Origin of the sequence: Acinetobacter sp. WC-323, from assembly GCF_000314615.1 — a bacterium.
Taxonomy (GTDB): Bacteria; Pseudomonadota; Gammaproteobacteria; order Pseudomonadales; family Moraxellaceae; genus Acinetobacter; species Acinetobacter courvalinii.
Genome location: NZ_AMZS01000046.1, coordinates 72,427 through 86,695, shown reverse-complemented (window position 1 = coordinate 86,695; position 14,269 = coordinate 72,427). Strand labels below are relative to the sequence as shown.

Sequence of the window (14,269 nt, the reverse complement as noted above, 5' to 3'; positions counted from 1 at the left end):
CTCTAATATGACTTAGAGGTTTTTTACGTTTAATCAGTTTTTAAGGCGTAAGAATGACCTTACGACATTCTTGTTCCCTGTTATCGAAAATACGATAACCTTCAGCTGCATCTTTTAGCTTCATCCGGTGGGTAATAATCGCTTCAGGCGCGAGTTTACCGTCTTCAATCAGTTCTAAGAGTTGAGGTAAAAAATGATGGACATGGGTTTGTCCCATCTTAAATGTCAGACCTTTATCAAAAGCATCGCCAAATAGAAAACCGTGAATAGGCCCTGCATATACTCCCGGTACACTGACGACGCCTCCACGGCGCACAGCGGCAATACATTGGCGTAGTACCACACCACTGGAACCTTCCAGTTTTAGATTGGTCAACAGCGTTTCAATCACACTTCCCTTTGCCTCAAATCCAATCGCATCAATCACGGCATCAACCCCACGATAATTGTCGGTATGCTGGATAATGTATTCAGCAGCATCAACCGCTTCAAAATCGACAGGAATTGCACCATAGGCTTCTGCGGCATATTTCAATCGATATTGATTATGATCAACCATGAAGATCTTTTCTGCGCCGAGCATTTTCGCGCAGGCTGCACTGAGCAGTCCTACCGGTCCGGCCCCATAGATGGCCAGCGTGGAACCTTTGCTGACTTTTGCATTGGTTACTGCCTGCCATGCGGTGGGTAGAATATCGGTGAGAAAAAGCACTTTTTCATCCGACAATGAACCCGGGACTTTAAATGGACCTGCATTGGCCTTGGGGACACGTACATATTCTGCCTGACCACCGGGAATACCGCCATAGAGATGGCTATAGCCAAATAATGCAGCACCTGAAGGAATCTGCTTTTTATTGACGATCGCACCTCGTCCGCTATTGGTGGTTTCACAGGCGGCGGTCAGATTTAACTGGCAAAAGAAGCATTCGCCACAGGCAATCACGAAAGGAACGATAACCCGATCGCCCTTTTTGACCTGAGTGACAGCCGAACCCACCTCTTCAACAATGCCCATGAATTCATGACCAAAAATATCACCCTGCTCGGTTTGAGGGATTTTTCCCCGATACAGATGTAAGTCTGAACCACAAATTGCAGTAGCGGTCACCCTTAAAATAATATCGTCAGCTTCCTTAAGGATGGGATCTGCTACCGTTTCAACACGGACATCTTCAGCACCGTGGTAAGTAAGCGCACGCATGGTTATTCCTTTAATTTATAAGATGTCATTTGATTATGGGCAGTGTTTTTTTACCGTTTGCAATAATTGTTAGCACTCACGTAAGCCATATTATGAATATGCAAAAGAATTTAAGGGTTTGTAACTAAACATGAAAAATAAACGCACACATTAAAGGGAGGGTATTCGTCTCTCTTGCTTTGAAGACAATAAAAAATGCCAGTTGATCAACTGGCATTTTCAATATGAATAATGAAGTTTTGGCAGAAATGCTCTTTAAACCATCAAATGAAGTTACAGCACTGTGCTAGAAAAAATTAATCAGGGTCTGGATGACCAGCGCATTAATAATATCCACAAAAAATGCCCCCGTCAGCGGAATAATCAGGAAAGCTTTATGCGAAGGCCCATAACTATTGGTGACGGCCTGAATATTGGCAATCGCCGTAGGTGTGGCCCCGAGGTTGACGCCACATTGTCCCGCACAAAGTACTGCTGCATCGTAATTTTTACCCATAACTTTAAAGGTGACAAAAAACAGGTAGAGTGCCAGAAACAAAGTTTGAGCAATCAGAATAATCAGCAACGGACCTGCCAGTCCTGCCAATAGCCAAAGCTGTAACGACATTAATGCCATCGACAGGAACAAGGCTAAAGAGGCATTTCCAAATACGTCAATACAGCGGTCAAACAGTTTGATATCAAAGACATATTCCAAGGTATTACGGATGAATACACCACAACCTAAAGCCCAGACAAAAGTCGGTAATTCAAACCAGTAGCCTTTGGCAAAATCGGTCATAAAGTTGGCAAAGAAGATACACAGCGCAAACATGCCCAAGGTTTTTACCGCATCGTCTGCAGTAATCAGTCGTGTTTTTTCCGGATATTCAAACGGCGCTGTTTCATTTGCAGGAGGCGCTTCAGTACGTTGCTGTGTTGGTGCAATTTCTTCAGCCAGTTGATAGCGGCGAATCAGAAGTTTGGCCACAGGACCTCCCATCATGCCACCGATGACCAAACCAAAGGTTGCACTTGCCATACCCAACACTACTGCACCCTGAATGCCATATTCATTTTCGAATATGCTGCCCCATGCGCTTGCAGTACCATGACCACCAGTTAAGGTCACCGAACCGGTAATCAGGCCAATCAATGGATCAAGACCTAAAGCAGTTGCCAGACTTATGCCCAAAACATTCTGTAGTATTACAAATATAACCACACAGAACATAAACATAATCAGTGTTTTTCCGCCTTCTTTAAGTTTTGACAGGCTGGCACTTAAACCGACTGAAGTAAAAAATACCAGCATGAAACTACGCTGAATGTCAGTATTAAAGTTCACCGTAATATTGAGCTGTGTGAACAGAAAATACGTGACAATTGCTGCTACAAGTCCCCCGATTACAGGTTCAGGCATATTGTAGCGTTTTAAAATACTCACTTTATTTACGAGGAAATAACCGATAAACAGTACAAAGACTGCAGTGACAATCGTACCAAAGATGTCAATATCAAAATTCATTGTTCACCAAATCAAAAACCTTGAGCAATGGGGCTGACGAAGGAAAACCTTGCCGTAAAGATAAAGCGAGCGATGGTAAAGCAATTATCCTGCTTTGTTTGTTACGCTTAGTAATTATCTGGCATTTTTGAATTAAAAAAATTGATATAAATACAATGATTTAATAACTTTAAAAATTAAGAATGGAGAAACTTTTAAATCCATTCATAAAATATCCCTCTTTCTGGCAATTTCTGTAATTGCATTATCATCATGAGATAATTTTCCAAAGCGACCCTCATTTAGAAAGTCTTAAACTTATTTGCTTCACCTGATATCCGCCGTTTCAATTTTTTTAAGTCTCATACGCTTAGCATTAACCACCAAAACTTAACGCAGAGATGCAATCAAAATACAAAAAGTGCCTCATAAATAACCTGAGTTTGATGAACACTGAATGGATGTTTATTGATCATCTTTGGGTGGAGATATGTGTGCGAATTATCGACCTATTCATAAAAGCCGGGCTCACTTATTGGATTTATTCGAACCGACATTTGATTATAAAATGGATATTTATCCCGGGGACAGCAGTCCAATCCTGATCTCATCGAATGAAAAAGTACAATGGCGCTCTGCCCGTTTTGGACTCATTCCTTTTTGGGCCGAAGACTTGAAGCTGTCTCAACATACCTATAATGCACGCGCTGAAACAGTGGCTGAAAAAAAACAGTTTTAGACATGCCTGGAAGAAAAATCAATTTGCTTTGGTCCCTGTTGATGCGATTTTCGAACCTAAATATATTGATGGTCAGGCACATTGGTATGCTATTTATCGGCAGGACAAAAAGCCTTTTACCGTTGCTGCCCTTTATGAACATGCGAGTGTGGACGGTCAGGAAATTCTCTCCATGACCATGCTGACCATCAACGCAGATACTCATCCTTTAATGAAACAGTTTCATTCGCCAGAACATGAAAAAAGATCTGTTGTGATCATTCCGGAAGGTCATCGTCTCGACTGGCTAAATACACAACATGCACAGGCTGTAGAACTGATTCGTGAGTTTTCAGCTGATGAATTTACTGCTGCACCGAAACACCAGATCGATAACTTTTTCTTCCCTGACTGAGGATGAAATTAATTAGAATTTTGATGGTTATTGGGTTTACATTAATAAGAGGAAATAAAAAACATAATAACGTCTTTGGGGTGAAGATAATCACATAGCCGAGTTTAATTAATTTTTTTAATAACCCTCTCTTTATTAGACAATCCTGTATGTTGCGTTTTGTTAAAAATGTAAATTTAAGGTAAATACTAAAAATAAATAAGTGGTTGATTTTAAACAATTATAATAAATATGAAAATGTAAATTTTGAGCAAAAAATATACATTTGTAGGCAATATCTTACAAGCGTGTAAGCCAAAAGCCTATACATCAACTATTTGATTTTTTTAATAATTAGCTCGGTACATTTAAGCGCTCTTTACTATTCAATAGAAAGCTGAATATTAATGAAGAGATCCCGTAAAATAAAAAAGGCATCTTTATTAATATAAGAAATCTGAATAATAGAAAAGAATCTCAAATAACGTCTAAATATGTACTAATCTTTCCTCTGGTTACAGAGGAAAGATTTTTAAATTAACTTCAGGATAGGAAATAGAATATGTTTATTGCAAAAAATATCTTTGTCTTTTTACTATCAATGTTAGCCTTATGCCTGGTAATCATTTTCTTTAATTATCTCGGCTTCAATGAAACAGTTAATCTGATACTGTCCTCCTCCTTATTTGGCATGTTCATTACCTGGTATTTTAAAGGTACGGAATTATGTCTGGCCTTATTTAGTTTTTTCTATTGCGCCATGTTGATTATTAGCCAGAGTATGGAAGTGATCCTGATGTTTGGTACTTCCATCTCTGTGTATTTGTTCATGAGCAAACTGTTACCTAAGCTTAAAAATCTGAATTTTAAACTTGGCAGTAAACAGCTAGATAATGATTCGCTTAGAACGGATTAACACCACGATTGACCATCCCCACTTTCTTAGCGACCGGCAGCGTGGTCTGTTCTGCGAGCAGCAACTCCTCGAGAAAAGCATTCAGGCTATTTGGCTCTAGACAGCCTGGATTAAAACTATTTTCTCCCAAGTTCAGAAAGAAAGTCTCAATATTGGTATTTCGCTGTACATATTTCATTGACCAGCGCTTAAACGTATATTGGTCAATGGGATCTGTGCCGAAATGTTTGACTTCAAGATGTCTGGCATCGGTTTTTATTTTTTCAAATAAACTTTCAACGATGGCTTGCTCTCCTTCCAGGCATTGAAAAAAAGCATTATCGGCATAGTACAACACCCCATAGATACAATGTTGAGTATTGAAATCCCGGGCTTCGGTAAGAATGTCGCGTAAATCTTGCAGCAAATCGTCGCTATTTTCATTGCGTTTGCTGGCATAACACAGTCGTATATTCATTAAGATTTCCGCAAACTATGAAAGTTTTTGTGAAGAAGAATTTTAAAAACTATCATATATTTACAGAATCACGAATATTTAATTTTTTTATTTTCTCATTTTATTTTTTACCGTTTGATCAATTTTATCTTAAATACCCATTAGAGTTGTTTTAAAAAGTGCGATAAGCCTTGTGGTGCACGGCCATGCAGGCGGCTGCTGGTGGTGACCCGAACCAGATTACTCCAGGTGATCTTGCAACATTGGGTCATGAATTTTTCAATTAAGCATACATCCTCATGGCAAGGAATCGGCTCAAATCCGCCAGCCTGAAGGTAGGCATCTACACTAAAGCTTAAATTTGCCCCATGAATATGTTGATGATCCATGCTGTCCTGATAATGAGCCAGATATTTTTGCTGCTGTGATGCGGACAAGGGATCGAGATCATCCAGTACCACGATTCCACAAATTGCATCTGTAGGCTGATGTTGCATCTGGCACAATAACCAGTCTGGATCAACAATCGTATCGGCATCTGTACAGGCAATCCAGTTCGCACCCTGTTGGATCAGATGACGGATTCCCAAATCTCTGGCCTTGCCTACACAGGCATAATCACATTCAATCCAGTTCACCTGATGTGCCTGTACAATCGCGCGGGACTGATCCGTACAACTGTCTAAAACCACCAGAATGTCGACCTGATCTTGCGGTATATGCTGAGTTGCCTGTTGAATGGATTGCAAACAGGCCGATAAAAACATTTCTTCATTATGCGCTGGAATTACAATACCGATTTTCATATTAATCCCTGTTGTTTGGCTAGAGAAGAAGGATTCACTGTCCAGATATCAATCATGAAATCCGGATCATTCAGACTTAAATAATGAGAGAACGGTAAAGACTGTTTTAAATGATCGTGAACTTGCAAGGCATCCAGTTCAAAATCCCGAATCTCATGCCGCCAGTGGCAACACAGGATTTCCCCTTGTGGCGTCAGGCTATGTTTGAGCTGACCGATCAACTGTTGTAACTCTACAGATGATAGATAATAGGCCACTTCACTGATCACAATCAGGTCAAACTTCTGTTCAGGAAAATTTTCGGGTATTTTGTGCTGTTGAACACTGACATGGTCCAGGTTCTGTAAACGTTGGGCAGCCAGTTGAACCGCATGCGCAGAAACATCTACACATAACAGCTGATTGCAACGTTTCGCCAGATAGATACTTAAATGGCCGTTGGAGCAGCCGATTTCCAGTACACTGGGATAATGTTGCTGGGTCAGGACAGCCAGACAAATCTGCCTTTTACGTGCTTCATACCAGTGTTGATCGTAGCCCCAAGGATCATTACTCTGGTGATATAACACTTCAAAATATTGACTGAAATCATTCACAAAGATAAACCTCCCACGGCATCATCAACCGGTCGATGATCGCTGGAGATAGAACGGCCGCCTGACCGGTACTTTCATCCGCCTCAATCTGGCTTTTAAATTGCATAATGGCCTGACCTTTTTTGATTAATTGCGGCTCGGCTAAACGGTAAGCACGAGCCTTTTGCCAATCGATACGGGGGTCCAGAGGTCGAGCCCAGTGCCAGGCCCAGATCAGCACGTGTAAACAATGCTGATCATGGGCTGAAGCAAAGGCTTGTACGGTTTTACCAACAGCTTCGTGATCCGGATGTCCATCCTGTGCATAGCTACAAATCAGGATATCTTCCGCTTGAACCAGCTTTTCCAATTCTTGCCACAGTTGTTGCTGGTGCAAATGAACCTGTCCATCGGGTAAATTGAGTGCAATGCATTGAGCATGTTCAGCAACACCCAAACAGTCTAAAGCCGCTAAACTTTCTTGCGGACGAATCTGATCCAGTTGTTCTGAAGTGTATTTGGTAGAGTGTGGATGACTTTGTGTGCCATTGCTCACTGCGAGGATCAGCAGACGGCAATTCAGTGTGATCAGCTGTTGCATTAACCCCCCACAACCCAGAATTTCGTCATCAGGATGTGGTGCAACAATCACGATTCTTTTGGATTGAAATTTTTCAAGATTGAGCGGCGGCAACGGTTGTGTTTCAAAGCTGTGTAGCCATTGTGCTTTTGAAGTTCCTAACCCCTCAATGATGCGATCTTCAACCAGAGGATGATTTAGAGTTCCCACGACACTTGCTCCTCTAAACATCGTTCAGCAATCTGCTCATTATCAAATGCCGCATGACTTTGCCGAATAAATACCGGTAAATCTGCCATTAACCGGGCAAAGCTTGCCTGTTCACAAAACGGCCGTGCTCCCAATGCCTTGCCAACGCCTTCTATAACGGCCAGACAACACTGTTCGGTTTGCGCACGCAGAATACGTACTTCGCGTTCATGACTAAGCTTTGGCTGACTGTCGATCAGTTGTGCCACGTGTTGAAAATATTGTCTGGTCACGCCCAGTTGAGCTGCCAGTTGACCCAAATACATTTTTTTAAAGGGATTAGGCGTGGTCAGGCAGCTGTGTTGTAGTTCGGCCATTAAGCGGACTGCTGCCCCATACCAGCAAGCTGCGACACCGGCAGCCCCGTGCCAGAAACCTGGCCGGTCAAGATAGGCATTGGGGCTAGCGATCATGTTGACTGGGGTGTCCTGAAAGGTAACTCTGGCTGTCTGTGTGCCTTGCATGCCTACGGCGTGCCATTGGTCTAGCTCAACCTTGAGAGAGACATGATCCAAGTCAGCAACGCAAAGTTGGGATTGTCCCTGTTGATCTTTAAAGCTGATTAATGCTTTTTGAATAAACTCGGCACCAGAGCACCACGGTTTAATGCCATGACAGCGCTCATTTTCGACCTGTAACGGTGCCGACCCACCCTCTGCAGCCCAAATAGCCCACATTTCTTTATCATTTTCTTGGGTATAACCCAGTTCATGCAGAATGCTTAAGGCATCACAATGTGATTCAAACAGCTTGGCTAAACTTAAATCACATCCCGCAATCTGGGCAAAGATTTGCCAGCGTTGATAAGTCTGTCCTGAAGCGGGTTCTGGCAAGCGCCCTAGTGTTTGAATCAACTGCTTGAGTACTCGTGGACGTTGCCGTTGTTGCTCTTCAGCTGTGTACTGCGCAAAGCAATTTAATATGTCAAAGGTTGATCTTTTTATCGATATTTTACTATTCATTGTTAAAATATTAATTCATGACAGTTTATTTAAAAGTAAATGAAAAGTTGCGTTTATTTAAATAGATGAATTGTAATAAAAAGATAATTCTTCATTAGTATTGAACTATTTATTTCGTTTTGTTTCATTGTTAACTAAAAGGTAGGTTTAGGTGAAACTATAAAACCATCCTGTAAGGTTTATTTAAAACCCAACAATTACCCGAAAATATGCAGTAGCTTAGTGACTACCGTGTTGTGATACTTATAGAAGAGGTTTAGAAATGAGTACTTTAAATATTCAAGATATTAAAAAACATTCTGATGTAATTGCGTCTTGTGGCACCAAGGTGGGAACAGTTGACCATCTCGAGGGTGACAGCCAACTTAAATTGACGCGTGATGAAAACGATCAGCATCACCTGATCCCGACAGCCTGGATTGGCGAAGTCAAAGATGACAAAGTCATTCTGATTAAAAACTCTGAAGAAGTTAAGCAGCAGTGGCAAGCGATATAAGCCACTCGATGATCTAAAGTATTTGAGTGTGCTTATAAAAAACCGACCGCCATAATGGATTGGCGGTCGGTTTTTTTATTGTTGATATCAATAATAAATTAGAGACGACCCGATTATGAATATAGCGTAGCCTCGCCTAATGCTCTGGTTTTAAATCTTCGGTGAAACCACATATACTGGGTCGGATACATGCTGATCTGGTTTTCAATAATCAGATTCACTTTGGTGGCATCGGCAACTTCATCCCGACTCGGAAAATTTTCTAAGCGAGGTTCAAGTAAAATGTGATATTGAGGATTACGAATATCACCTTTGCGATAGAAAAATAAGGGAATCGCGGGGACTTTGGAAATATTCATCAGACGGCGATGCGCCGTTACGGTCGCGGCCTGAATATTAAAGAACGGTGCCATTACGCCTTGTTTTAGACCGAAATCCTGATCTGGGCTATACCAGATTGCCCGCCCCTGTTTCAGATTGCTAATCAAACCTTTCATATCATTTTTGGAGATTTGATTTTTATAAATGGTGGCACGTGAGCGGCTGATCAGCATATCTAACAAAGGATTGTTTTGTGGACGATACACTACATCAAGATCGAAGAAGCAACTGCTGACATAACCTCCCGCATCCAGCAAGGTGGTGTGCGAACCCAATAACAGAATACCGGTCTCTCGTGCTTGTGAAATGTGCTCCAAGCCATGAATATGAATGCGGTTTCGATACCACTTCGGGCTGTACCAGGCATTCAGGGCCTCAAACAAGCCGATCATCATATTGAAAAACACCTGCTTCGCTTCAGCTTCTCTTTGTTGCTGGCTTTTTTCAGGAAAGCAGAGCTCGAAATTTCTTAAGGTGGTTTTTCGTCTGGATTTTAAAACTTTCCAGGCCAGTTTTGATAAAGCGTCAGCGAGTCGCCATTGTACCGCCCAAGGTAATATTGCAAATAACATTAAAATAGTCAGGCAAATCCATATTGCCCAGTATCGCGGTAATAAAAATGACCAATAAAACCGGCCTGTTTCATACTTCTGCTTTAAATCCATTTGAACGCATTTCTTAAGAAAAACTAAACAGCCTAGCATATAAAATATTTTTATGTCGGACTGCTGCTACAAATACAACAATTCAGTTGCTTTAATTTATATATCTACTGAAAAATGATATGAAAATATTAATAAAATATTGATTGTATGAAATAAAATAAATTAAGTAAGGTAATATACATAATTAAATTATTGTGTGAAGCAAGTCTTATTTAAGCTTTTTATATTATAAACAAGGATAATCGGGTTCATTTTTCCTAGCACTATTTTTTATAAAATTTAAAAAAATTCTATAACTCTATCCTTACCTATTCTATCTGAGATTGCATAGTAAAAAAGCGATTATATTCAATTAATAATCGCTTTTTATATATAACTGATCCTGCAACAATATCCGATATTATCGGGCAGGTTTCACCAGAATCTGATAAGCCAGAATCCCGCCGACCAAGCCCCAAAACGCTGAACCAATTCCTAGTAAGGTGATGCCTGACGCGGTGAGAAGAAAACAGATCATTGCTGCATCGCGGCCCTGTTCGTCTACTAATGATTGATGCAGACTGTTCATCAAGGTTGTCAATAATGCCAGTCCAGCCAGAATATGGATTAATACGCTTGGTAAGCCATTAAACAATATAAAAATAGCGCCGCCAAAAATCCCGGCGATTAAGTAAAAAATACCTGCCCAAGTCGATGCAATATAACGTTTTGCCGGATTAGGATGAACATCGGGTGCCATACAAAGTGCTGCGGTAATGGCTGCGATACAGATACTAAAACCACCCCACGGCGCTAAAATAATCGCGGTTAGAGAGGTACAGACCAGCAACATAGAGGTTTTAGGTGTATAACCACTGGCCTGTAAGATCGCAATACCCGGTGCATTTTGCGATGCCAGCGAAACGATAAAAAATGGAATCCCCACACCAATCAGCGTGGTCATGGTGAACTGCGGCTGGACGAAGGTGGGCAGCGTGAACACATTACCGGTCTGGGTAAAATGCAGGTCTCCGCTGATCCCGGCCACAACAATCCCTGTAATCAGCGTTGCAATAATGGCATAGAGTGGGAACCAGCGTCGGGTCAATACAAACGCCGCCAGCATGGCAAGACACAAGGTAAAATTGACCTGTAAGGCTTCGAATGTACTTAAACCAAAACGTAACAGGATGCCTGCCAGCATGGCAGAAGCAATCGAGCGTGGAATGTAATTCATCAGCTTGGCAAAAATACCTGTCGCGCCACATAACAGCATCAGACCTGAAGCAAAGATAAACACACCCACCACTTCATTAATACTGACTCCAGTCAGGCTAGTCGCAAGCAAGGCAATCCCGGGTGTCGACCACGCCGTTAAAATCGGGGTACGATAATAGAGTGACAATCCGATACTGGTAATTCCCATGCCGATACCCAGCATCATCAGCCAGCTTCCTGTTTGCGAAGCATCCAGTCCCGCCCTTTCCAGCGCCTGCAAAATAATGGCTAAGGAACTGGCATAGCCGACCAGCACTGCCACAAGCCCGGTCATAATCATGGCTGGTGAGGAAGACCTAAAAAATGCTAAGTTACGCATAGGAAATACTTTACTGACGAATGAAGGTAGAGTGACTAAAATATCATCGTCTGTTATAACGGACAATCGTTTTTATTCAAGAAGACGTCTATTTATGCAAGATATTCCACCCAATGTTGCTGAAGCTTTAAAAAGCTTGAGAACCGAGCGAGGTTTGAGTTTAAGCCAAACTGCTGAATTGACCGGTGTCAGTAAAGCAATGCTGGGTCAAATCGAGCTGGGCAAGTCGAGTCCGACGGTGGCAACGCTCTGGAAAATTGCGACCGGCTTCAATGTTGCATTTTCGACTTTTCTTGAAGGTGGACGAGCTCAAACAGCACCGGAAATCCATCATTTCAGAGACTTGCCTGTTTTTGAACAGGGTCATTCAGGCATGCGGGTCAGTCCCCTGATTGCTTTTGATGAGCAACTTCGCATGGATGTGCTAAAGATTGAATTACTGCCCGGCGCAAGCAGTGAATCTAGCCCGCATGAAGCTGGCGTAATTGAACATATTATTGTATTTGCTGGGGTATTGCAGCTACAGCTTGAAGGGATTAATCACACGGTGGCAGCTGGAGAATCGATCCGCTTTCACGCCGATATTCCACATACCTATGCCAATACGGGTGAGCAGAGTGTGATCATGCACAATATTATTCACTATCCACATCCTGCCCCATAAACCTTCAGCAGCAAAGGCAAGTTTCTGTTTCATAGAATCTGAGTCAGATCTGATAGATGTTGAATGGTATACGTGATATTCAGATTCTGTTCATTCTTGATTTGTTTGGGATTGTACCAGCAGGTTGGAATTTCACATGAAGAGGCACCCTTGATGTCTGCTTCAAGACTGTCGCCAATAAAAAGAATTTCTTCTTTAGCAATCTTACTTCTGGCTAAACAGGTCTGGAAAAAACGCTGATCAGGTTTTTCATAACCGACATCATCAGATACATACAGATCAGAGAAATGTGGCAATAGACCGGCCAAGTGTAAACGTGCCTTTTGCTGAAGCAGAATGCTATTCGAGGCGGCGAAGAGTTTATATTTTTGGCTTAAATATTGAATTGCTTCTGCGGCACCCTCTTCAAGGGTATGTTCTTTGGCCAGATTGCCTTGAAAGGTATCGCGAAAATGATCGTGATTAATATCCACTTTCAAAGCAGTAAATAGTTGTTTAAAGCGGTTATTAATTACGTCCTGTACCGTAATTTCACCTAACTTCTGTCTTTCCCATAAAAGATGGTTAATGTGTTTATAAATGGTATAGGTCAGATCATCATGATGTAGATTAAATTCTCCGAAGGATTTTACAAATGCCGAGCGATTGGCCACGCTAAAATTCAGCAAGGTATCATCAATATCAAAGAAAATCGCCTTATACATCCTACTCTTCCTATCGGTTCATCCTAAAATCGGCATTATTTTATTATACCGATACGCCAAAACACAATGTAATGCCGCATTATCGAGGGATTGCAATTAAACGGGCTAAAATAAAAAAGGAAATAGCATGGCTATTCCCTGATATTGCGGTGATAACAAAGTCTAAAAATCAAATCACTGGGTCACGGCCTTAAGTGCATCTTTGTCTTTGGTTGAATGTGCCGGTTTACGAAGTAAGATCAATGCCGAGATGGCAGCCAATAAAATCATCGGAATACTCGAAGCAATCACCACAATTTCACTTTGTCCGGTTCCCAATAAATAGCCCGCCACTAATGGGCCGGAAAAGGCACCGATCCGGCCAATCGCAACAGCAGCACCGACGCCGGTTCCCCGCATTTCTGTTGGATAATACGTGGCTGCCAAAGTATATAAAATCGACTGGCAACCAATCACAAACATACCGCATCCACTGGCGAATAAGGTGAAGCTAAATGCACTATTGGAATAAGCCAGTCCGATCAGTGAAATCAGAATGCCGGTATAAACACCTGCAACAATCAGGAATTTATTTAACCGGTCCAGCATAAAGCCCAAAATCAGGATGCCAATCGAACCGCCCAGATTAAAGCCAATCTGGATATAACTGGCTTGTGCTTTATTCAGACCTAAGCCTGAAATTAAAGTCGGTAACCAGTTCTGGAATAGCGCTAATACCAAAAGTGTGCCGAAGAAACTCAACCATAAACTGGACGTAATCAGTATACGGGGTTTCGCAAATAGGACCGTCATCAAACTTGGGCGTGTTGCCAGGCTATTTGCTGTTTTATTCAGATAGGCTTTCGATTCAGGTAAAAAGAAAATCAGAACAGGGACAAGTAATAAAGGTGCGATGCCACCGAAATAAAAGATATGCCGCCATTCATGATCGGCAGTCAGTGACAAAGCCACCACGGAAGTGAGCACTCCACCAATCGGCATACCACAATACATGGCACTCACTGCTGTGGCCTTATATTTTTCACTCACCGCCTCGGACACCATGGTAATTACAAGCGGTAATGCCCCACCCATGCCTAATCCGGTCAGAAATCTCACCAGAAGCAAGCTGTTCAGTTGTTGGGTAAAAGGTGTCAGTAATGACATCAGGCCAAAAATCAGAATACAGCTAATGAATACTTTCTTACGCCCAATTGAATCGGCCAGTCTTCCTGCAAGCATGGCGCCAGGTAAAGTACCGAGCACCGCTGCACTAAACACCCAGCCCATCTCGGTACTGCTCAGTAACATTTCTGCTTTCATTCTGGGTGCGGCAACGCCCATCGATTGCAAATCAAAGCCTTCGATAATGGCAAACAGAAAACAAAGTAGTAAGGTGATCACTGCTGCTTTTTTTGAGGAATGCAACGTGGCGTGCGTATCCTTGAACATGTCCATATTCCTTATGATTATTCGAT

General features: G+C 41.9%; 14 protein-coding genes and 1 pseudogene. 4 read left to right on the top strand and 11 right to left on the bottom strand.

From position 1 onward, the window contains the following. Positions 1-40: 40 nt before the first annotated feature. The gene (locus tag ACINWC323_RS08280) at positions 41-1,204 is read right to left on the bottom strand and encodes a zinc-dependent alcohol dehydrogenase (protein ID WP_009512911.1); all 1,164 of its coding nucleotides are present in this window, start codon (positions 1,202-1,204) and stop codon (positions 41-43) included. 286 nt (positions 1,205-1,490) lie between these two features. Further along, positions 1,491-2,711, bottom strand: a complete 1,221-nt coding sequence (gene gltS / locus ACINWC323_RS08285; RefSeq protein WP_009512569.1) for a sodium/glutamate symporter — start codon at positions 2,709-2,711, stop codon at positions 1,491-1,493. A gap of 469 nt (positions 2,712-3,180) precedes the next feature. Between gltS and ACINWC323_RS0119095 the strand changes: the two are divergent. Both ACINWC323_RS0119095 and ACINWC323_RS08290 read left to right on the top strand, forming a co-directional pair. After that, positions 3,181-3,823 (top strand): annotated as a pseudogene (locus ACINWC323_RS0119095) (SOS response-associated peptidase). A gap of 541 nt (positions 3,824-4,364) precedes the next feature. After that, on the top strand, positions 4,365-4,718 hold the full coding sequence (locus tag ACINWC323_RS08290) for a hypothetical protein (protein WP_009512591.1): 354 nt from the start codon (positions 4,365-4,367) through the stop codon (positions 4,716-4,718). Here the strand turns inward: ACINWC323_RS08290 and ACINWC323_RS08295 are convergent. The 5 genes from ACINWC323_RS08295 to ACINWC323_RS08315 all read right to left on the bottom strand — a co-directional run bounded on the left by ACINWC323_RS08295 (position 4,705) and on the right by ACINWC323_RS08315 (position 8,326). Next, a complete protein-coding gene (locus tag ACINWC323_RS08295) occupies positions 4,705-5,175 on the bottom strand; it encodes a BLUF domain-containing protein (RefSeq protein ID WP_005230460.1) in 471 nt (156 codons plus the stop codon). The two genes, ACINWC323_RS08290 and ACINWC323_RS08295, sit on opposite strands and share 14 nt — an antisense overlap. 140 nt (positions 5,176-5,315) lie before the next feature. Continuing rightward, positions 5,316-5,960 (bottom strand): glycosyltransferase family 2 protein, encoded by a 645-nt coding sequence (locus ACINWC323_RS08300; RefSeq protein WP_009512809.1) that lies wholly within the window; start codon positions 5,958-5,960, stop codon positions 5,316-5,318. Further along, positions 5,957-6,556: a class I SAM-dependent methyltransferase gene (locus tag ACINWC323_RS08305; RefSeq protein WP_009512685.1), complete on the bottom strand. Its 600-nt coding sequence runs from the start codon at positions 6,554-6,556 to the stop codon at positions 5,957-5,959. The genes ACINWC323_RS08300 and ACINWC323_RS08305 overlap by 4 nt, the downstream gene beginning before the upstream one ends. After that, complete coding sequence (locus ACINWC323_RS08310) at positions 6,549-7,325, bottom strand: PIG-L deacetylase family protein (RefSeq protein ID WP_009512536.1); 777 nt, start codon at positions 7,323-7,325, stop codon at positions 6,549-6,551. Before ACINWC323_RS08310 ends, ACINWC323_RS08305 begins: the two co-directional genes overlap by 8 nt. Then, complete coding sequence (locus ACINWC323_RS08315; RefSeq protein WP_032881538.1) at positions 7,313-8,326, bottom strand: acyl-CoA dehydrogenase; 1,014 nt, start codon at positions 8,324-8,326, stop codon at positions 7,313-7,315. Before ACINWC323_RS08315 ends, ACINWC323_RS08310 begins: the two co-directional genes overlap by 13 nt. A gap of 262 nt (positions 8,327-8,588) precedes the next feature. Between ACINWC323_RS08315 and ACINWC323_RS08320 the strand changes: the two genes are divergently transcribed. Beyond that, on the top strand, positions 8,589-8,822 hold the full coding sequence (locus tag ACINWC323_RS08320; protein WP_005230470.1) for a DUF2171 domain-containing protein: 234 nt from the start codon (positions 8,589-8,591) through the stop codon (positions 8,820-8,822). A 113-nt stretch (positions 8,823-8,935) separates the two neighbouring features. Here ACINWC323_RS08320 and ACINWC323_RS08325 read toward each other — a convergent pair whose 3' ends face one another. Further along, complete coding sequence (locus ACINWC323_RS08325) at positions 8,936-9,868, bottom strand: LpxL/LpxP family acyltransferase (protein ID WP_009512708.1); 933 nt, start codon at positions 9,866-9,868, stop codon at positions 8,936-8,938. Positions 9,869-10,268: 400 nt separating this feature from the next. Then, positions 10,269-11,444 carry a benzoate/H(+) symporter BenE family transporter gene (locus ACINWC323_RS08330; protein ID WP_032869687.1) on the bottom strand — a complete coding sequence of 392 codons (1,176 nt, stop codon included), beginning with the start codon at positions 11,442-11,444 and terminating at the stop codon, positions 10,269-10,271. Positions 11,445-11,538: 94 nt separating this feature from the next. Between ACINWC323_RS08330 and ACINWC323_RS08335 the strand changes: the two genes are divergently transcribed. Then, a complete protein-coding gene (locus tag ACINWC323_RS08335; RefSeq protein WP_009512943.1) occupies positions 11,539-12,108 on the top strand; it encodes a helix-turn-helix domain-containing protein in 570 nt (189 codons plus the stop codon). A 29-nt stretch (positions 12,109-12,137) separates the two neighbouring features. On the opposite strand, the gene ACINWC323_RS08340 is transcribed toward ACINWC323_RS08335, so the two are convergent. Continuing rightward, positions 12,138-12,812, bottom strand: a complete 675-nt coding sequence (locus tag ACINWC323_RS08340) for a YjjG family noncanonical pyrimidine nucleotidase (RefSeq protein WP_009512874.1) — start codon at positions 12,810-12,812, stop codon at positions 12,138-12,140. A gap of 174 nt (positions 12,813-12,986) precedes the next feature. After that, positions 12,987-14,243: a 3-(3-hydroxy-phenyl)propionate transporter MhpT gene (mhpT, locus tag ACINWC323_RS08345; protein WP_009512555.1), complete on the bottom strand. Its 1,257-nt coding sequence runs from the start codon at positions 14,241-14,243 to the stop codon at positions 12,987-12,989. Positions 14,244-14,269 lie beyond the last annotated feature (26 nt).

Bases quoted from the DNA above. Each gene is read 5' to 3' on its own strand.
- ACINWC323_RS08280 (WP_009512911.1), bottom strand. From the start codon at position 1,204: ATGCGTGCGCTTACTTACCACGGTGCTGAAGATGTCCGTGTTGAAACG.
- gltS (WP_009512569.1), bottom strand. From the start codon at position 2,711: ATGAATTTTGATATTGACATCTTTGGTACGATTGTCACTGCAGTCTTT.
- ACINWC323_RS08290 (WP_009512591.1), top strand. From the start codon at position 4,365: ATGTTTATTGCAAAAAATATCTTTGTCTTTTTACTATCAATGTTAGCC.
- ACINWC323_RS08295 (WP_005230460.1), bottom strand. From the start codon at position 5,175: ATGAATATACGACTGTGTTATGCCAGCAAACGCAATGAAAATAGCGAC.
- ACINWC323_RS08300 (WP_009512809.1), bottom strand. From the start codon at position 5,960: ATGAAAATCGGTATTGTAATTCCAGCGCATAATGAAGAAATGTTTTTA.
- ACINWC323_RS08315 (WP_032881538.1), bottom strand. From the start codon at position 8,326: ATGAATAGTAAAATATCGATAAAAAGATCAACCTTTGACATATTAAAT.
- ACINWC323_RS08320 (WP_005230470.1), top strand. From the start codon at position 8,589: ATGAGTACTTTAAATATTCAAGATATTAAAAAACATTCTGATGTAATT.
- ACINWC323_RS08325 (WP_009512708.1), bottom strand. From the start codon at position 9,868: ATGGATTTAAAGCAGAAGTATGAAACAGGCCGGTTTTATTGGTCATTT.
- ACINWC323_RS08330 (WP_032869687.1), bottom strand. From the start codon at position 11,444: ATGCGTAACTTAGCATTTTTTAGGTCTTCCTCACCAGCCATGATTATG.
- ACINWC323_RS08335 (WP_009512943.1), top strand. From the start codon at position 11,539: ATGCAAGATATTCCACCCAATGTTGCTGAAGCTTTAAAAAGCTTGAGA.
- ACINWC323_RS08340 (WP_009512874.1), bottom strand. From the start codon at position 12,812: ATGTATAAGGCGATTTTCTTTGATATTGATGATACCTTGCTGAATTTT.
- mhpT (WP_009512555.1), bottom strand. From the start codon at position 14,243: ATGTTCAAGGATACGCACGCCACGTTGCATTCCTCAAAAAAAGCAGCA.